The organism is Shewanella sp. YQ_9 (genome assembly GCF_043103185.1).
In the GTDB taxonomy this organism is placed as follows: Bacteria; Pseudomonadota; Gammaproteobacteria; order Enterobacterales; family Shewanellaceae; genus Shewanella; species Shewanella algae.
In genome coordinates this window covers 260,983-277,906 of sequence record NZ_JBICJO010000033.1, presented here as the reverse complement: position 1 = coordinate 277,906, position 16,924 = coordinate 260,983, and the positions used below count along the sequence as shown (strand labels likewise).

20 protein-coding genes are annotated in these 16,924 nt (G+C 52.8%); 11 read left to right on the top strand and 9 right to left on the bottom strand.

Annotated features, from left to right (window positions below; genetic code table 11):
- The 7 genes from yajC to ACF8D4_RS10650 all read left to right on the top strand — a co-directional run bounded on the left by yajC (position 1) and on the right by ACF8D4_RS10650 (position 5,632).
- A complete protein-coding gene (gene yajC / locus ACF8D4_RS10680; RefSeq protein WP_025011473.1) occupies positions 1 to 333 on the top strand; it encodes a preprotein translocase subunit YajC in 333 nt (110 codons plus the stop codon).
- Positions 334 to 350: 17 nt separating this feature from the next.
- Complete coding sequence (gene secD, locus ACF8D4_RS10675; protein ID WP_044734800.1) at positions 351 to 2,201, top strand: protein translocase subunit SecD; 1,851 nt, start codon at positions 351 to 353, stop codon at positions 2,199 to 2,201.
- Positions 2,202 to 2,212: 11 nt separating this feature from the next.
- Positions 2,213 to 3,160: a protein translocase subunit SecF gene (secF, locus tag ACF8D4_RS10670; RefSeq protein ID WP_028781039.1), complete on the top strand. Its 948-nt coding sequence runs from the start codon at positions 2,213 to 2,215 to the stop codon at positions 3,158 to 3,160.
- 249 nt (positions 3,161 to 3,409) lie between these two features.
- The gene (locus ACF8D4_RS10665) at positions 3,410 to 3,727 is read left to right on the top strand and encodes a putative signal transducing protein (RefSeq protein WP_025889448.1); all 318 of its coding nucleotides are present in this window, start codon (positions 3,410 to 3,412) and stop codon (positions 3,725 to 3,727) included.
- A gap of 30 nt (positions 3,728 to 3,757) precedes the next feature.
- Entirely contained in the window at positions 3,758 to 4,117 is a 360-nt protein-coding gene (locus ACF8D4_RS10660; RefSeq protein WP_392464375.1) for a rhodanese-like domain-containing protein, read from the top strand.
- A complete protein-coding gene (locus tag ACF8D4_RS10655; protein ID WP_025889451.1) occupies positions 4,117 to 5,028 on the top strand; it encodes a bifunctional precorrin-2 dehydrogenase/sirohydrochlorin ferrochelatase in 912 nt (303 codons plus the stop codon). The genes ACF8D4_RS10660 and ACF8D4_RS10655 overlap by 1 nt, the downstream gene beginning before the upstream one ends.
- 55 nt (positions 5,029 to 5,083) lie before the next feature.
- Positions 5,084 to 5,632, top strand: a complete 549-nt coding sequence (locus ACF8D4_RS10650; protein WP_208161176.1) for a YaeQ family protein — start codon at positions 5,084 to 5,086, stop codon at positions 5,630 to 5,632.
- 82 nt (positions 5,633 to 5,714) lie between these two features.
- Here ACF8D4_RS10650 and ACF8D4_RS10645 read toward each other — a convergent pair whose 3' ends face one another.
- From ACF8D4_RS10645 to ACF8D4_RS10635, 3 genes are all read right to left on the bottom strand, one after another.
- Positions 5,715 to 7,157: a carbon starvation protein A gene (locus tag ACF8D4_RS10645; protein WP_044734796.1), complete on the bottom strand. Its 1,443-nt coding sequence runs from the start codon at positions 7,155 to 7,157 to the stop codon at positions 5,715 to 5,717.
- A 134-nt stretch (positions 7,158 to 7,291) separates the two neighbouring features.
- A complete protein-coding gene (gene btsR, locus ACF8D4_RS10640) occupies positions 7,292 to 8,002 on the bottom strand; it encodes a two-component system response regulator BtsR (protein ID WP_392468686.1) in 711 nt (236 codons plus the stop codon).
- Entirely contained in the window at positions 7,999 to 9,675 is a 1,677-nt protein-coding gene (locus ACF8D4_RS10635; RefSeq protein WP_392468683.1) for a LytS/YhcK type 5TM receptor domain-containing protein, read from the bottom strand. Before ACF8D4_RS10635 ends, btsR begins: the two co-directional genes overlap by 4 nt.
- Positions 9,676 to 9,796: 121 nt before the next feature.
- On the opposite strand from ACF8D4_RS10635, the gene ACF8D4_RS10630 reads away from it, so the two are divergent.
- On the top strand, positions 9,797 to 10,039 hold the full coding sequence (locus tag ACF8D4_RS10630; protein ID WP_025011482.1) for a YecH family metal-binding protein: 243 nt from the start codon (positions 9,797 to 9,799) through the stop codon (positions 10,037 to 10,039).
- On the opposite strand, the gene ACF8D4_RS10625 is transcribed toward ACF8D4_RS10630, so the two are convergent.
- The 6 genes from ACF8D4_RS10625 to suhB all read right to left on the bottom strand — a co-directional run bounded on the left by ACF8D4_RS10625 (position 10,033) and on the right by suhB (position 14,501).
- Positions 10,033 to 10,383, bottom strand: a complete 351-nt coding sequence (locus ACF8D4_RS10625) for a hypothetical protein (protein WP_025011483.1) — start codon at positions 10,381 to 10,383, stop codon at positions 10,033 to 10,035. The two genes, ACF8D4_RS10630 and ACF8D4_RS10625, sit on opposite strands and share 7 nt — an antisense overlap.
- Positions 10,370 to 11,038, bottom strand: coding sequence for an AAA family ATPase (locus ACF8D4_RS10620; protein WP_025011484.1), 669 nt, complete (start codon positions 11,036 to 11,038; stop codon positions 10,370 to 10,372). Before ACF8D4_RS10620 ends, ACF8D4_RS10625 begins: the two co-directional genes overlap by 14 nt.
- Before the next feature lie 72 nt (positions 11,039 to 11,110).
- On the bottom strand, positions 11,111 to 11,413 hold the full coding sequence (locus ACF8D4_RS10615; RefSeq protein ID WP_054745529.1) for a PilZ domain-containing protein: 303 nt from the start codon (positions 11,411 to 11,413) through the stop codon (positions 11,111 to 11,113).
- 277 nt (positions 11,414 to 11,690) lie between these two features.
- Positions 11,691 to 12,095 carry a phosphate-starvation-inducible protein PsiE gene (locus ACF8D4_RS10610; protein WP_028781034.1) on the bottom strand — a complete coding sequence of 135 codons (405 nt, stop codon included), beginning with the start codon at positions 12,093 to 12,095 and terminating at the stop codon, positions 11,691 to 11,693.
- A gap of 85 nt (positions 12,096 to 12,180) precedes the next feature.
- Complete coding sequence (locus ACF8D4_RS10605; protein ID WP_208222177.1) at positions 12,181 to 13,347, bottom strand: NnrS family protein; 1,167 nt, start codon at positions 13,345 to 13,347, stop codon at positions 12,181 to 12,183.
- 353 nt (positions 13,348 to 13,700) lie between these two features.
- Complete coding sequence (gene suhB / locus ACF8D4_RS10600; protein ID WP_208145209.1) at positions 13,701 to 14,501, bottom strand: inositol-1-monophosphatase; 801 nt, start codon at positions 14,499 to 14,501, stop codon at positions 13,701 to 13,703.
- Positions 14,502 to 14,652: 151 nt separating this feature from the next.
- Here suhB and trmJ point away from each other — a divergent pair, with 151 nt between their 5' ends.
- From trmJ to iscR, 3 genes are all read left to right on the top strand, one after another.
- Positions 14,653 to 15,381 (top strand): tRNA (cytosine(32)/uridine(32)-2'-O)-methyltransferase TrmJ, encoded by a 729-nt coding sequence (trmJ, locus tag ACF8D4_RS10595; protein ID WP_025889458.1) that lies wholly within the window; start codon positions 14,653 to 14,655, stop codon positions 15,379 to 15,381.
- Positions 15,382 to 15,395: 14 nt separating this feature from the next.
- Positions 15,396 to 16,217 carry a serine O-acetyltransferase gene (cysE, locus tag ACF8D4_RS10590; protein ID WP_025011488.1) on the top strand — a complete coding sequence of 274 codons (822 nt, stop codon included), beginning with the start codon at positions 15,396 to 15,398 and terminating at the stop codon, positions 16,215 to 16,217.
- A 198-nt stretch (positions 16,218 to 16,415) separates the two neighbouring features.
- A complete protein-coding gene (gene iscR, locus ACF8D4_RS10585) occupies positions 16,416 to 16,877 on the top strand; it encodes a Fe-S cluster assembly transcriptional regulator IscR (protein ID WP_025011489.1) in 462 nt (153 codons plus the stop codon).
- Positions 16,878 to 16,924: the final 47 nt, after the last annotated feature.

Below are 16,924 nucleotides of genomic sequence, written 5' to 3'. Positions count from 1 at the left end.
ATGTTTATTTCAAATGCTTACGCTAGTGCGGCCGGTGCTCCTCAGTCTGGCGGCACCATGGAATTGGTGTTCATGCTGGTGATCTTCGGTCTGATCTTCTATTTCATGATCTTCCGTCCTCAGTCCAAGCGTGTTAAAGAGCACAAAAATCTGATGGCGTCCCTGGGTAAGGGCGACGAAGTCCTGACCAGCGGTGGCATCATAGGCAAAATTGCCAAGATCAGCGACGAGAATGATTATGTTCTGCTGAGCCTGAACGACAGCACCCAGATCACCATCAAAAAAGATTATATCGCGGCGGTATTGCCAAAAGGCTCTATCCAGTCGCTATAAGCCAAGGGGGCTGAGGCGTGTTAAATAAGTATCCTTTATGGAAGAACCTGATGGTGGTGATTATCATCGCCATCGGGGCTTTCTATGCCGTACCTAACCTCTTTGGTGAGGATCACGCGGTACAAGTGGTGGGCACCCGCGGTGCGGATGTGACTGTCACTACCCAGACACAGGTTAACGACTTGCTGCAAAGCAAGGGGATAGGTGTCAAGCGTTCCGAGTTGGAAAACGGTCAGTTACTCGTCAGAGTCAACAATGCCGAACAGCAGTTGTTGGCCAAAGAAGCGATAGCCGAAGCCTTGGGTGACAAGTTCAGCGTGGCGTTGAACCTGGCACCGGCCACACCGGCTTGGCTCGAGTCTCTCGGTGGTTCACCGATGAAACTGGGTCTTGACCTTCGTGGTGGTGTGCACTTCCTGATGGAAGTGGACATGGGCGAAGCCATTCGCAAGATGGAAGAAGCCAAGATCGCCGATTTCCGCAGTCAGCTGCGGGAAGAGGGGATCCGCTACTCGGGTGTCAAGGCTACGGCCAAAGGTATTGAGATCAAGTTCCGCGATGCCGAGAACCTGGCCAAGGCCGAGAGTTTCCTCAAAAGTCGCTCCAACGATATGGTATTCAGCGATGCCAGCGAGGGCAGCAACTTTGCCCTGATGGCCACCATGAGCGAAGTCTACCTCAAGCAGGTGAAAGAAGACGCTCTGTCGCAGAACATCACCACTATTCGTAACCGGGTGAACGAACTTGGGGTTGCTGAACCCGTAGTACAACGTCAAGGCGCCGAGCGCATTATCGTTGAACTGCCTGGGGTACAGGATACGGCTCGCGCCAAAGAGATCCTCGGGGCGACCGCTTCCATTGAATTCCATATGGTCGATGAGAAAGCCGACATGAACGCGGCGCAATCGGGACGGGTACCACCCGGTTCCGAGGTGTATCCTCGTCGTGAAGGCGGTATTGCCGTATTGAAGAAAGAAGTGATGCTGACCGGTGATCATATTACCGGCGCTCAGCCAAGCTTTGACCAATACAGCCGGCCTCAGGTGAGTATCAGCCTAGACGCCAAGGGCGGCAGTATCTTCTCCAACGTGACCAAGGACAACATCGGCAAACCGATGGCGACCCTGTTCATCGAGTATAAGGACAGCGGCAAGCGTAACCCTGACGGAAGCGTGAAGATGGATAAGATAGAGGAAGTGATCTCTGTCGCAACCATTCAGGCTCGCCTCGGCCGTAACTTTGTTATCACGGGTCTGTCTCATGGTGAAGCCCAGAACCTGGCGTTGCTGCTGCGTGCCGGCGCGCTGATTGCACCTGTATCCATAGTGGAAGAACGCACCATAGGCCCAAGCCTGGGTGCCGAAAACATTGAAAATGGGATGCAGGCGATGCTCTGGGGTATGGCAGTGGTATTGATCTTCATGCTGATCTACTACCGCGCCTTTGGTGTTATTGCCAACCTGGCGCTGTGTGCCAACCTGATCATGGTTGTTGGTGTGATGTCGATGATCCCGGGCGCAGTACTGACTCTGCCGGGTATCGCCGGTATGGTGCTGACAGTGGGTATGGCGGTGGATGGCAACGTGCTTATCTATGAGCGTATCCGTGAGGAGCTTCGCGCAGGTCGCAGTGTTCAGCAGGCTATTCATGAAGGTTATGGCAACGCGTTCTCCACCATTGCCGATGCCAACATTACCACCTTCATCACCGCACTTATCCTGTTCGCAGTGGGCAGCGGCGCCATCAAAGGCTTCGCCGTGACCCTGATGATAGGTATCGCGACATCCATGTTTACCGCTATTGTCGGCACCCGGGCGATTGTAAACGCCATGTGGGGCGGCAAGCGCGTGAAGAAACTGTCGATCTGAGGAAGCTGATTATGTTGCAGATTTTATCATTTAAAGGCTCTATCAACTTCCTGCGTCACGCTCTGCCCATCAGTATTATGTCGGCAGTGCTGGTAGTGGCTTCCCTGGCTTCCCTGGCAACCAAGGGGATCAACTGGGGACTGGATTTCACCGGTGGCACCTCTGTCATCATGGAATTCAGTAAACCCGCTAACCTGGACGAGCTGCGTCTTGCCTTGGACACTGAGCTGACCTCGGGCGCCGTGGTACAGAACTTCGGTTCCAGCCGCGATGTGGTAGTGCGCCTGCAGGTGCGAGAAGGCATCAAGAGCGACCTTCAGGTCAAGGAAGTCTTCGCCGCTGCAGCCAAACAAGACCCGGCTGTGCAGCAAAAGAGCGTAGAGTTTGTTGGCCCTCAGGTCGGTAAGGAATTGGCTGAGCAGGGTGGCCTGGCGGTATTGGTTGCGCTTATCTGTATTCTTATCTACGTCTCTTTCCGGTTCGAGTGGCGTCTGGCCATGGGCTCGGTTGCCGCGCTGGCGCACGACGTGATAGTGACACTGGGCTTGTTCTCCTTCCTGCAGTTGGAGTTTGACCTGACGGTACTGGCAGGCTTGCTGACCGTGGTGGGTTACTCGCTCAACGATACTATCGTGGTGTTTGACCGTATCCGTGAGAACTTCCTCAAGATGCGTAAGGCAACACCTGTGGAAGTGGTGAATACCTCAATCACCCAGACCATGAGCCGTACCATTATCACCACCGGAACCACGCTTATTACTGTGGTTGCGCTGTTCCTCAAGGGCGGCACTCTGATCCACGGCTTTGCCACGGCATTGCTGATGGGGATTTTGGTGGGTACTTACTCCTCCATCTATGTGGCGAGCTTCCTGGCAATTAAGCTTGGGATCAATCGTGAGCATATGATGCCGGTGGAAGTAGAGAAAGAAGGCGCCGATCAGCCCTCGCTGATGCCCTGATAAACCCAAGTTGAAAAAGCCACCTGCGGGTGGCTTTTTTGTGTCTGGATAGCTGGAAACGATTTTGAAGTCAGGCTCCCCAATCAGTTTTTGGTGTAGATTTGCGGTTTTGTTATCAAAAAGTAAATTCACTTAATTCTGTCACTCGACAGTCCAGGCGTTTATCAGTAGCATGGGCAGCGGATCCTTCCACAGGATCCATTCCTTAATTTCTCTGCTGCGGTAGAGCCTAAAGTTGTAGGAAGAAACATGGAAGAACGAAAAGTCATGGTAGCCGGTGGTAATCTGCTGCAGGCTCATACCTGGAAGGGAATGCTTGAGACCTCAGGATTGAGGGTCGAACTGCGTGGTGAAGCTCTGCTGGGCGGTGTGGGAGAGTTGCCGGTTGATATGCAAACCGTTGAACTTTGGGTCCCGGAATCTCAGCGGGAACAGGCTCAATCGCAGCTGGCCAGTCTCAATGCCGATAGACCCCAGTGGCAGTGTCTGCAATGTCATGAATTCAACGACGCCAGTTTTGAGCTCTGTTGGCAGTGCAGCGCCGAACGCAGCGAGTGCCATAATTAAGTTATCGCTGGCACAGCCGGAGAGTGGCAAATGACAAACAGCCTTGATTTTATGGTCTTGGTCGAACAGGCAAGAGGTCAGGTCCGTGAGCTGAGCATTGAAGAGTATCAGCTGGACGACGGTTGGCAACTCATCGATGTACGTGAAGATCATGAGTGGCTCAAAGATCGTCTGCCGCTGGCCAAACACTTGTCCCGCGGCATACTGGAGCGTGATATTGCCAAGCGATTTCCCGACAAGTCGGCCGTACTGTTACTCTATAGTGCCGGTGGGCAACGCGCCTTATTGGCAGCACTGAGCCTGCAACAGCTGGGATACCGAAATGTGGCCTCGCTTGCCGGTGGTTATCGAGCCTGGTGCGCCCACGAACTGCCTTTGGTACAGGATTAATGCAATATTTTCCCCTTTTTGTTGATACATCGCGGATAAGAGTGCTGCTGGTCGGTGCCGGTGAAGTGGCCAGCCGCAAACTGGATCTCTTGGCCAGAACCGAAGCCGAAATTCACGTTGTGGCGCCCAAGGTGAGCGCCGAGGTGGAAGCCTATGCGGCCAGTGGCCGAATTTGGCTGTCGCGCCGATGCGCAGAGGAGCGGGATCTTGCCGAGCGGGAGCTGGTTTATCTGGCTACAGCCGACAGTCATCTGAACCAAACACTGGCGTCCAAGGCGCGCGAGCTTGGTGTATGGGTCAATGTGGTCGATACCCCATCCGAGTGTGATTTTATCACCCCCTCAATCGTCGATAGAGGGCGACTGGTAATGGCTATCAGCACAGCAGGCGCCGCGCCTGTGTTTGCAAGAGACTTGCGAGCCAAACTTGAAACTCTGCTGCCACCAAGCCTTAGCCCTTTGCTGGATTTTATCGCCGAGCACAGAGAGGAAGTGCAGCAGCGCCTGCCTTCGGTGGATGCCAGGCGGCGCTTCTGGGAGCATTTCTTTAAGCTCAATGGTGACAGGTTTGACGCCAGCACCCGGGAGAATTTCGAGCTGAGCTTTGCCTCAGGTGAAGCCCAAGGGGAGTTACTGCTGTTGGCAGATGATTGTCATCTGCAGTTGTTGCCGCTGGCCGCGATGCCTATGCTGCAACGGATAGACAGCCTGATAACAGATGCTGCCCCTACGGCTGAGTTGCTGGAGCTTATCCGCCGGGACGCGTCACGTACTGCGCCCATGGCAGACAGCGGCCTGTTGGCATCCTATCAAGCCGGTATGCGGATGTTGCGTCTTGCCGACGCAAACGAAGTCGCCAGGCTCAAGGCGGCGTTTCCGTTCGCCAAACATTTGCGCCCCGGCGCTATTTAACCCCTTTATTTCCTTATTGAGGCAGCATCAGCCTCCTTATCACAGAGAAGTTATCATGGCCTTGAAGGCGAGTATTTTTAAAGTTCAGCTCAGTATTGCTGACATGGACAGGCATTATTATCAGGATCATCAACTGACCATTGCCCAGCATCCGTCGGAAACCGACGAGCGTATGATGGTGCGCTTGCTGGCTTTTGCGCTCAATGCCACTGACAGTTTGGCCTTCAGCAAGGGCTTGTGTGTCGATGATGAGCCTGAACTGTGGGATCGCGAGCTCAACGGTGATATTCGTTTGTGGGTCGAGTTTGGCCAGAGCGATGAAAAATGGCTGCGCAAGGCCAGCGGCCGCGCCGGCGAAGTGCAGCTGTTTACCTATGGTGGCCGTAGCGTGCCTATATGGTGGCAACAGAATCAGCATGCCTTTAACCGTTATGGCAACCTCAAGGTTTGGGAGATACCCGAAGAGCAGGTGAAGGAGATGGCGCAATTGGTCAGCCGCTCAATGAAACTGGGCTGCAATATCAGCGATGGGATTATTTACCTGAGCAGCGACAGTGCCAGTGTGATGGTGGAGCCCAAGGTGTTGAAGCCCTTGGCGCTGTGATTGTTTCGGTTGCTGCGAGTTGTTTTAAATAACAAGAGCCGCCTCAAAAGGGCGGCTCTTGGGTTATGCAGGTTTCCTGAGCTTAACCCTCTTCAGGGATCACCTCATCGACCTCGTTACGGCCTTTGGTCTTTATTATCACCAGGGCGGTTACCAGCAGGGTCACCACTATGCCGCTGATGGTGGATACTGTCATTGGCAGACCGGCACCCAGGGTACTGGAGTTGAGCAGGAAGCTTATCACTACCGTGGTCATAAACATCGCCGGAATGGTACAGATCCAGTGCAGCTTGTTGTGGCGCAACAGGTAGGCCGAGGCTGTCCACAGCATCATTACCGCTGTTGCCTGGTTGGCGACCCCGAAGTAGCGCCAAATTACACCGAAGTCCACCTGGGTCAGTATCGCCCCTATGACGAACAGCGGAATTGCCAGCATCAATCGCTTGGGCATCTCTGTTTGAGGCATATTGAAGTACTCAGACAAGATCAGCCTGGCGGAGCGGAAGGCAGTATCGCCGGAAGTGATAGGCAGAATGATGACTCCAAGCACCGCCATAAAACCACCGACAGCACCGAGAAGACCGGTTGAAGCACCGTAAACCACGTTGGCAGGGTTGCCGTCCATACCGGCTTTAAGCCCTTCGACGCCGTCGAAGAAAGACAGGGCCACCGCACACCAGATAAGGGCAATGATACCTTCGCCTATCATGGCGCCGTAGAACACGAAGCGACCATTGGATTCATTTTCAACGCAGCGGGCCATCAAGGGAGACTGGGTTGCATGGAAACCTGAAACGGCACCACAGGCGATGGTGATGAAGAGCGCCGGCCACAGTGGGGCATTGTCCGGATTCAGGTTCTGCAGGAAGTCACCGGCTTCAAAGCCCGGCAGCAGAGTATGCTCACTGGACAGCACTATGGCTATGGTCAAACCGACAGACATGAACAGCAGCAAGGCGCCGAAGAAGGGATAAAGGCGACCGATAATTTTGTCTACCGGCACTATGGTGGCAATCAGGTAGTAAACAAAGATGATGCCGACAAACAGGCCGACGCTGCCGCCGGTGAGTTTACCGAGCAAGCCGGCCGGAGCTGAGATAAACACCACACCCACCAACAACAGCAGTATGATGGCGAAGATGTTCATAAAATTCTTGGCACCTTTGCCAAGGTATTTACCCGCCAGGTTAGGCACTGACTGACCGCCGTTACGTACCGACAGCATGCCGGAGAAGTAGTCATGCACGGCACCGGCAAAGATACAGCCGATAACAATCCACAACATGGCCGCCGGGCCGTAAAGGGCCCCCAGAATAGGGCCGAAAATAGGGCCCACACCGGCTATGTTCAGCAGTTGGATAAGGTAGACTTTGCCCTTGGACATGGGCACATAGTCGACACCATCTGTTTGGGCGTAGGCGGGTGTTTGTCTTTTATTGTTAATCCCGAATATTTTTTCTACAAAAGTACCGTAGATGAAGTAGCCGCCGATCAACAGACCGACACACAGCAAAAACCACATCATAGTTGTTATCTCCCCGATTTGAGTTGACGCAATTGTAAACACTTTGGTTACAAGGCCCAGCGGGAACTGGGTTAGCGGTCAAAAGTCGGGGGTGAGCGGTTATCTAGGGTGCCGAGCGGTTGTTAGCTTGTGCTTTACTGGTAACCAAACAGCTGTTTCAGCGGCTTGAGAAAGCGTCTCGATACCGGGATCTTGGCGCCGCTGCGAGTGGTGACCTCGGCGCCTGTTTCCAACAGTTCTATCTCGGCAATGGCGGTGGGCGCCACTAGATACTGGCGATGGCATCTGAGCAGCGGGGTTTTTTCTTCCAGCCGCTTCAGTGTTAACTGGGTATGAACCTTCTCCCTGGCGGTCGCTACATGCACCCCACCGAGATCGCTGAAGACAAACTCCACCTCGGTGACAGGGACCACCTTGAGACGGTTGCCGCTGAAGCAGGGCAGGTGTTGCAGTTGTTGCGGCGCTATGGCCGACAGCGACTGAGGCCTGAGATCCCGGCGAAGCTTATCCAGGGTCTGGCTGAGGCGCTTCTCATCCAGGGGTTTGAGCAGATAGTCGAAGGCATGGTTATCGAAGGCCTTGACGGCAAATTCATCGTAGGCGGTAACAAACACTACTCTGGGCATATTATCGGGATCCAGCATGGCGATAAGCTCCATGCCGCTGATCCTTGGCATTTGAATATCCAGGAACAGCAATTGAGGCTTGAGCTTGGCTATCGCTTGCATGGCCTCTATGGCGTTGCCACATTGGCCGAGAATTTCAATGTCGCCGGCCTGAAGCAGCAGCTCTGCCAACTCTTCTCGGGCAAAAGGTTCGTCATCGACAATAAGACAAGTGATCACAGGGCTGTTTCCGTTATGGGTAAATGTATGCTGACTCTAGTGTAACTGTCGCGCCGGCATTCGACACTGACACCGTAATCTGTGCCGAAGAGATTCTGTATTCTTTTGTGCACCAGGTTCATCCCCAGGCCGTCAGATTCTTCGGCGGGTTGATAGAGCCCTGCGTTATCCGTGACTTCCAGTATGAGCCTGTCATCGGTGCAGCGGCCTTCTACCTGAATACGGCCAGTGTCTATCAGATGCGAAGTGCCGTGTTTGACCGCGTTTTCTATGATGGGTTGCAGGGTAAAGGCCGGCACTCTGATCGCCAGCAGAGATTCGGGAATGGCGATATCTACCTCGAGCTTATCAATGAAGCGGGCCTTTTCTATGGTGAGATAGGCTTCGATATGCTCGAGTTCATCTCCCAGGGTCACCAGGCCCGCAGTACGCTTGAGGTTAATCCGTAAAAACTGACTCAGCTGTTGCAGCAAGGTTCTGGCCATGGGCGGATCGCGACGAATGATTGCCCCTATGGTATTGAGCGCGTTGAACAGGAAATGCGGGTTGACCTGAGCTTGCAACAGTTTGAGCTCAGCCTGGGTCAGCAGGTTTTGCTGCTGCTCGAAACGGCCGTAGAGAATCTGATTCGACAGCAGGCGGGCGATACCTTCCCCCAGAGTACGGTTGATATTGAGAAACAGCTTGTTCTTGGGTTCATACAGTTTAATGGTCCCTATGACCTCGTTGTCGCTGCGAAGCGGGATCACCAAACTGGAGCCCAATTTACAACCGGGGGAGATGGAGCAGGCATAGGGAACCTCTACTCCGTCGGCAAACATCACCTTATTCTGCTGTATGGCATCCAGGGTTATTTGGGACGATATCAGGGTGCCGGGCAAGTGGTGATCGGCTCCAATGCCGATAAAGGCCAGGAGTTTTTCCCTGTCTGTGATGGCCACGGCGCCAACACTGGTTTCCTCTATGACTATCTTGGCAACCTGGGTGCTGGTTTCCTCGTTGAAGCCGGAGCTCAAGAGGCCCACACTGCGCTCGGCGATTTTCAGTGCCTTGGTAGAGAAACTGGACGAGAGCTTATCGAACATGGTTTTTTGGTCCCGCACCATGCTCATAAACAGGGCTGCGCCTATGGAGTTGACCAGCAACATAGGCGGGGCTATTTGGCGCACCAAATCCCAGGCTTCATCAAAAGGCTCTGCCAGTAGCAGGATAATGCTCATCTGCATCATCTCGGCATAAAAGGTGATAAGACACACCAGAATGGGATTGAATACCAACTCGGCCTTGCCCTGACGGCGCAGATAATAGCTGATCATCCCGGCGGATAAACCTTCCAGGGTGGTGGAAACCGCGCAGGCCAGATCGGTAAAACCACCCAAGCTATACCTGTGTAAACCTCCCGTCAGGCCGACCAGCAAACCTGTTGTCGGGCCGCCGAGCAGGCCACCGAGTACGGCGCCCATGGCGCGGGTATTGGCGATGGCACCATGGGTCTGCTCACCAAAGTAAGTGGCCATGATGCAAAAGCTGGAAAATACCAGATAGAGAAAGATCTTATGGGGCAGCCGGGTCGATGCCTCAGTAAACAGCTTGAACAAAGGGGTCTTGCTGACCAGATAAACAATCACCAAATACAGGCTCATCTGTTGTGTCAGCAATAGAATAAGGGACATGAAAACTCCTCTTGCACAAGCAAACCGCCGCCATAATGACAAACAAGTTGCGCAAAATCAGGGAATGCTGCAGCAAAATCCGTTAAAAATCGGCAGCGACTCATTATTTTGTGGAGGATACATGAATTCTTCGGTACATGGCCATCAGGTGCTGCAGTTGTTGCTGGAACAAACCGCTCCCATTCAGAGGAACAATCTCAAGGCACTGATGCAGGAGCGTTTCGGTAAAGACGCCCGTTATCATACCTGCAGCGCAGAGGGAATGGATGCCGACGCCTTGCTCAACTTCCTGGCCGCCAAGGGCAAATTTATCGAATCACCTCAGGGGCTGCGCACCCTTGAGAGCAAAATTTGCCGTCACTGAGTTTCGCCTGCCTCATCTCGGGCGATCATTTCGGCCTGGGCTTTATCGCTCAGGTTATGAAAGTCGCGAATGAAGATCCGCAGTAGCCTGGATTTGGCAATACCTGTCTTACGGGCGATGCTGTCCAGCTGGCTGATGCTGGCTTCGGTCAAGGTAAAAGTGGCATGGCGATAGAGACGGGTGGATTTTTTATCCAGACCCGTTTGGGATTTGGCGGCCGCTATCCCGGTTAAGCGGCTGGGTTTCCCATGAGCATAGTTGTTGGCATCTTCGATAAAATCCTCGACAGAGACCTTCTTTGCCTTGGGTTTGATCTTTTGGCGTTTGAGATCAGTTAAGCTCATAAGAGTTTTCCGGCGGAATGGCTAACAGCTCGTCGGCGATATTGCGAATTTCCTCGGCGGCTTTTCCATCGGGCTCAATTTCGATGACCGAGGAGCCTTTTTCTTCGCTGTCATCATAAATGTTACGGCTGAAGGTCACTGAATCCAGCACCCTGAGACCGAATGAGTTGACCACATCCTTGGCTTCAAGAATGCGTTTGAACTGTGAGGGCAGGGCCGGGCATTGGGTCAGTACAATTGTCGCCACCATCTTGGGATTGACCATCTTACAGGTGCTGAGCATATCTTCCATATGGGGCAAGGTCTTCAAATCGCGCCGCTTGGGCCTCAAGGGGATCACCACATAGCTGGCAACCGACATGGCGGCGCGCATTGCCAGGTTGTCCTGACCGCCACAGTCGACTATCACATAGTCGAAACGTTCATCGAGACTCAGGAGATCGTTGCGGATCTTGCCGTAGAGCTGAATACAGTTGATGGCCGGCAGGGAAGGGTCATTGTTACGGGCCTGGATCCAGTCGGATGTGGTGCGCTGTGGGTCACAGTCGACCATCAGTACATTGGCCTGATATTTCTGGGTAATGTGTACAGCCAAATTCTGGGCCAGGCAGCTCTTGCCACTACCACCTTTCTCCCCACCTACGAGCAGTATCATGAATTTTCTCCCCGTGTCCTCGGTACTTATGTTGAATTAAAGTATAGAACACCCCGGATACTGCGTCGGAGTCTAGATAAGTTGCATAGCGATGTGAAAACTCTTTGGATGACTCTCGCTGCAACGGCACACCTGTCCTTTTACAGTGTTTTGGGCATCGGTTCCGGCATGGAAGGTCACGGATACCAGTTCTCCCAAGGCAAAAGGCTGACTGTATTCAAACAAAATTCCCCGTCTGGACAGATCGATACAGACACCATCGTCATTGTGCTCATTGCCCGCTTTATCCAACCAATGAAGCCTGATCCGCTCCGCCTCCAGATCGACCCGCAGTGACCTGCGTCTTTCGATAAAGTCATCCAGATTTTCATCCATGTCGGTCCCCTTTAATTCAATGGATAGTCGGCAGTTTCCCATGCATTATCTAAGTTAGAGTCACTCGTTGCCGTGTATGCATCCAAGGCCAAGGTCGAACTACCCTGATAAACCTTCCTTGCCCTATTTGCCACCACAGCTTTTATTCTTGCTGAGTGAGTCAACTCTCATGTGCAATGGTATAAGTGTTTTAAAAATAGCATAGATTTGTCGGTAACTGCGGCCGGTTATCTCGAGCCGATAAAAAAGAACCCGGCGTTTGCCGGGCTCATCGAATTCAGTTGTCATACTCTTGATTCTTGGGGTAGGGCATCTTCAACTGCCCCCAGCGGATCACTATTACGGTTGCCGCCAGTACCAGGGTCGAGATTGAAATGGCGACTATGCGCCAATCCTCCATCGACTTCATATCCAAAATTAAGTAACGGGCCAAAGCTACAATCGCGATATAGAGTGGCATACGTACAGGCAACTTGCCGGACTCGGCATAATTGGCCACCATTGCCAACACTTCCAGATAGATAAACAGCAACAGCAGATCGGCAAGGGCCACAGCCCCCATTTTGAAGATATGCACTATCTCCTGGCCAATGGCGACGACTGTGGCAATGGCAATAACAATCAACACCAGATGTTCGACGGCTTTAAGGCTCTTAGAGCCGTATTTGCGATACAGTTCCATGAAAACTCCCTGAAATCATTTCCTAAATAGTATCAGCAAATTTTCTGCCTGCCGCGAAATCTGTGTGATAGCTTTCACAGAACCTTTAACCGGGGCGGCCATCCAGCCTCGCTCGGCAAAGGATTGGTGCGTAAAGCAAAACAAAAGTGGCAAATGCCATCAGCCAGCAGATAATCGCGCCCATCAGCAAGATTTGGCTTACCTGGGGCACAATAGCTGCCGTAACCCGCAATATTGCAGCCAGTAATATCAAGCTAAAGGCGGGTATCATGGGCCAAGCAATCTGCAGCGGTCTGCCGGAATGCCCCAAAGATACCCTCGCCATCATAGCCAGGATCATTCCGCCCATACCGCCAACGGTCAGGGCATGAAACCCCAACATCATCTGGCCACTGACACCGATAATCAACAGTCCGAGCGGAATAAACAAATAACTTAAATGCAGTGACCACAGCAGTGGTACCTTGAGACTGGCGCGCCAGCCCCAACGCGCCCAGCGCAGTAGCAATGAGACACCTGCCAGCAAGGCCAATGCTTGTGTTAGCCAAGGGTAGGGTAAAAATAGACTGATAAGCATCAGGGGTAAGGAGGCGAAGCTGAGCGCTTCGAGTAAAGGGTTTGGCGCCTTGCGGTTAAAGTCGGTGGCGCGCTCGGTAAAGAAGGGGATCACCCTGCCACCGAGTAATGCTACCAGGAGAACGATCAGCAGCGCCGCGGCTTGCAGTGCTTTTTGTGCCAATCCGGGCTGTTCAAGGCCGATATAAGAGAGGAGGTTGGCACCGAAGAGCAATAGCAGCAGAGGCACAAACACCAGGTTGCGCCACTGTTTGACCCGAATAACGGCTAAACCGAGCAACAGCGCCGTGACTGGGAAGAAGGCCAGATCCAGCAGCATGACCAAAGTAAAAGGGGCTATGCCGGCATCGAGCAAGAGTAGTCTGGGAGCCAGCCATAGACACCAGAGCAGCAGCAATGGCCAGCCTCTTATACCTGGAACCCCTGTCCAGTTTTGAACTGCTGTTAACAAAAAGCCCGCGATAACAGCGCCTGTGAAGCCGAACAGCATTTCGTGACCATGCCACCACAGAGGATTGGCGTGGGGCGTCAGTGGTACTTGACCACTGAGTAACGCTCCCCAAAGTAAGAGTGACAACAAGCCGAACAGGCTGGCGCCGAGAAAAAAAGGTCTGAAGCCCAAACGAAAGAGCGCCAGCGGAAACTGCTTGTTGGACGGTTCATCGATGTTGAGGATGCCGCCCCGGGTGTTGCGAGTGCCGGATTTGCTCATAATCTTGCCTTAAATACCCAAACAAAATACTCGGGTATTTTAAGGTGCAATATAAATGCATGTAAATATATCCAAAGAGTTATCTGTATGAGAGGCAGAGCGAAGAGCCCTCATCCTTGGTTATTCCGGCCTGGCTCGGCCAGAGCCTTATTGATTTAATCCTGTTTGATTCAATCTGATTTACTCGAACGGATTGAAGTCCGCTCTATCTTCTTGGCGTTCAGGCATAAAAAAACCGCCATAAGGCGGTTTTTACCAACTGACTTCAGTACTTTAGTAGGTTATTTCAATGTTTACTCAAGTACTTGTCTGATAACTTACTTCAGAGCGTCGCTCAACAGGGGACGGAAGCGTTTGACCAGCAGGCTGGTGGCTTTAGGCGCACCGGCAACGATATGGCCAGAGAGCAGATAGTTGTGACCACCACTGAAGTCGGTAACTGTACCACCGGCTTCACGAACAATCAGATCGCCGGCAGCGATATCCCAAGGCTTGAGGCCCAGTTCGAAGAAGGCGTCTACACGACCGGCGGCCACATAGGCCAGATCCAGCGCAGCTGAGCCGGCGCGGCGCAAGTCAGCACACAGAGAGAAAGTCTCGCCGAACAGCTTCATATAAGTTTCAGTATGCTGGCGGGCCTTGAAAGGGAAGCCAGTGGCAACCAGACTAGCGCCCAGATCGCTGACATTGTTTACACGGATACGGAAATCATTCAGCTTGGCCCCTTTACCACGTGCGGCGCTGAACAGTTCATCGCGAACAGGATCATAAACAACGGCAACTTCAGTCTTGCCTTTGTACTGCATGGCGATGGAAACGGCGAAGTGAGGTACACCATTAACAAAGTTATTGGTGCCGTCCAGAGGATCAACAATCCACAGATAATCTTGGTTGGTGCCGCGGTTTTCGCCATTTTCCTCACCCACTATGCTGTGGTCGGGATAGGACTTGCGGATCTGATAGATAATTGCTGCTTCTGCTTCCTTGTCTACACTGGTCACAAAATCGTTGACACCTTTGGCATCGACTTCAATACGGTCGAGTTCGGTGTAGGCACGCATAATAGTTTGGCCCGCAGCGCGAGCAGCGCGCACGGCAATAGTCAGCATCGGATGCATTGCAATCCCCTGGATGTTAAAGAACGGACAAAAATTCGGCGCAGATTATACCCTAGTTGTCAGTTATATCAAATGGCGATTTTTCTATAAGCAAAAAAATGTGCCTGTGGTACCATCCGCCTCCTGATTTTTTTATTTTTGAAGTTGTTCCATGCTCTCCAATATTCGTGTCGTCCTGGTAGGTACCACGCATCCCGGAAATATAGGTTCTGTGGCCAGGGCCATGAAAACAATGGGATTATCCAACCTTTATCTGGCGGAGCCCAAAGTTGAGCCAGATGGCCAGTCCATTGCGCTTGCCGCCGGTGCCTCCGACATTCTCAAACATCTGGTCAAGGTCGATAGCCTGGAAGAGGCGATTAAAGACTGCAGCTTGGTGATTGCCACCAGTGCCCGCAGCCGCACTCTCGACTGGCCCGTGCTCGAACCTCGTGAAGCGGGCAGTAAATTGGCGCTTGAGAGCAGTCAGGGCCCGGTCGCCATTGTCTTTGGCCGTGAAAGCCATGGCCTGAGCAACGAAGAGTTGCAGAAATGCCACTATCATGTGTGTATCCCCGCCAACCCGGAATACAGCTCACTCAACCTGGCCCAGGCGGTGCAGCTTATCTGTTATGAAACGCGGGTGGCTTGGCTCGAGAAGCATCAGCAGGCCGAGCAGGAGCTGGTTGAGTATCCCAGCAGTGAAGATCATGAGCGTTTCTTTGAACATCTGGAACGGACACTGCAAAAAACCGGCTTTATTATCAAGAATCATCCGGGACAGGTGATGATCAAGCTGCGGCGCCTGTTCACCCGTGCCAGAATCGAAACGCAGGAGATGAACATACTGCGCGGGATCCTGACATCGGTAGAGAAAAAGGTCGACAGTAAAGAAGAGTAATCCGAGGAATCAAGATGGGTGTGATAGCCAGACTGAAAGAGGACATAGGGTCCATTTACCATAGGGATCCGGCGGCGCGCGGTGCGCTGGAAATATTGCTCAACTACCCGGGTATGCAGGCCATTTGGCTGCACCGTATCAGTCATAAGCTGTGGAAGGCCAATTGGTGTTTTCTGGCGCGCTGTTTGTCCACCTTTTCCCGTTGGCTTACCGGGGTGGAAATACACCCGGGCGCAACCATAGGCCGGCGATTCTTTATCGACCACGGCATGGGGGTTGTAATAGGGGAAACCGCCGAGATTGGCGATGATTGTACCCTTTATCACGGCGTGACTCTGGGCGGCACCACCTGGCAAGCCGGTAAACGTCATCCGACCCTTGGCAATAACGTGGTCATAGGAGCGGGGGCCAAGGTGCTGGGCCCCATTACCATGCATGATGGTGCCCGGGTTGGTTCCAACTCTGTGGTGGTCAAAGACGTGCCCAAGGACACTACCGTTGTGGGTATTCCTGGCCGGGCTGTCACAGTGGCGTCGGCTCAGTCCAAGGAAACCAGCGAGCGTCGCAGCGCCATGGCCAAGAAATATGGTTTTGACGCCTACGCCGTGTCACCCGACAACCCCGACCCTGTTGCCAATGCCATAGGCCAGATGCTGGACCATATGCATCTGATGGACTCCAAAGTACAGGAAGTCTGTCAGGCGGTTCAGAAAATGGGCGGTAGTGTTTGCACCGAGCGCCTGCCTGAGTTGGATGTGGGCGAGTTCAGCGAGGCCGAAACCGCTGCGGCGGAAAAGCGCCAGCAGGCAATGGATGAGTTTGATCCCATAATCTGATACTTAATGGCTATTTTGTGGGCTTTTGCCATTGAATAATCGCGGCGAAAAAGGTTAAATACCCCACCAAGCAGACAGGGTATTCAACCTGATTTATGAACCACTAATACCCGAGTAAACAAGTAGGATTTATACTTGACTAAATTGCTCGGGTATGTTGAAATTCCCACATACCTGTTTGGGAGCCGTGGTCGTTTTATGAAACTTACATCTAAGGGTCGCTACGCAGTGACAGCCATGCTGGACGTGGCCATACATTCGGCGCAGGGGCCGGTACCGCTGGCAGATATTTCCGAGCGCCAGGGGATTTCCCTTTCTTACCTAGAACAACTCTTTGCCAAACTGAGAAAACAAGGCTTGGTCGCCAGTGTGCGCGGTCCCGGTGGTGGTTATCGCCTCGGACTGGAAGCCAACGATATCTCGGTGGGCATGGTGGTACATGCGGTGGATGAATCTGTCGATGCCACCCGTTGTCAGGGACAGGGGAATTGCCAGAGTGGCACCCGCTGTCTGACGCATTCGCTCTGGGGTGACCTGAGCAAACAGATTTCTGACTTTTTAAATGGCATCAGCCTTGCTGCACTGATGCAGAAACGGGATGTACAGTTCATCTCGGTAAAGCAAGATAAGATGCAGCAGGAGCAGAGAGTCAGCGCTTGAGCTGATCCTCTGGTGGATATAAAAACGAATAATGTACGTTGTATGTA

Excerpts from the sequence above, each read along its gene's own strand:
- ACF8D4_RS10610 (WP_028781034.1), bottom strand. The coding sequence starts at position 12,095 with ATGGAACTGTATCGCAAATACGGCTCTAAGAGCCTTAAAGCCGTCGAA.
- ACF8D4_RS10620 (WP_025011484.1), bottom strand. The coding sequence starts at position 11,038 with ATGATACTGCTCGTAGGTGGGGAGAAAGGTGGTAGTGGCAAGAGCTGC.
- ACF8D4_RS10625 (WP_025011483.1), bottom strand. The coding sequence starts at position 10,383 with ATGAGCTTAACTGATCTCAAACGCCAAAAGATCAAACCCAAGGCAAAG.
- ACF8D4_RS10615 (WP_054745529.1), bottom strand. The coding sequence starts at position 11,413 with ATGGATGAAAATCTGGATGACTTTATCGAAAGACGCAGGTCACTGCGG.
- ACF8D4_RS10630 (WP_025011482.1), top strand. The coding sequence starts at position 9,797 with ATGAATTCTTCGGTACATGGCCATCAGGTGCTGCAGTTGTTGCTGGAA.
- ACF8D4_RS10655 (WP_025889451.1), top strand. The coding sequence starts at position 4,117 with ATGCAATATTTTCCCCTTTTTGTTGATACATCGCGGATAAGAGTGCTG.
- ACF8D4_RS10650 (WP_208161176.1), top strand. The coding sequence starts at position 5,084 with ATGGCCTTGAAGGCGAGTATTTTTAAAGTTCAGCTCAGTATTGCTGAC.
- ACF8D4_RS10635 (WP_392468683.1), bottom strand. The coding sequence starts at position 9,675 with ATGTCCCTTATTCTATTGCTGACACAACAGATGAGCCTGTATTTGGTG.
- secF (WP_028781039.1), top strand. The coding sequence starts at position 2,213 with ATGTTGCAGATTTTATCATTTAAAGGCTCTATCAACTTCCTGCGTCAC.
- ACF8D4_RS10645 (WP_044734796.1), bottom strand. The coding sequence starts at position 7,157 with ATGATGTGGTTTTTGCTGTGTGTCGGTCTGTTGATCGGCGGCTACTTC.
- cysE (WP_025011488.1), top strand. The coding sequence starts at position 15,396 with ATGGGTGTGATAGCCAGACTGAAAGAGGACATAGGGTCCATTTACCAT.
- ACF8D4_RS10660 (WP_392464375.1), top strand. The coding sequence starts at position 3,758 with ATGACAAACAGCCTTGATTTTATGGTCTTGGTCGAACAGGCAAGAGGT.
- suhB (WP_208145209.1), bottom strand. The coding sequence starts at position 14,501 with ATGCATCCGATGCTGACTATTGCCGTGCGCGCTGCTCGCGCTGCGGGC.
- ACF8D4_RS10665 (WP_025889448.1), top strand. The coding sequence starts at position 3,410 with ATGGAAGAACGAAAAGTCATGGTAGCCGGTGGTAATCTGCTGCAGGCT.
- iscR (WP_025011489.1), top strand. The coding sequence starts at position 16,416 with ATGAAACTTACATCTAAGGGTCGCTACGCAGTGACAGCCATGCTGGAC.
- yajC (WP_025011473.1), top strand. The coding sequence starts at position 1 with ATGTTTATTTCAAATGCTTACGCTAGTGCGGCCGGTGCTCCTCAGTCT.
- trmJ (WP_025889458.1), top strand. The coding sequence starts at position 14,653 with ATGCTCTCCAATATTCGTGTCGTCCTGGTAGGTACCACGCATCCCGGA.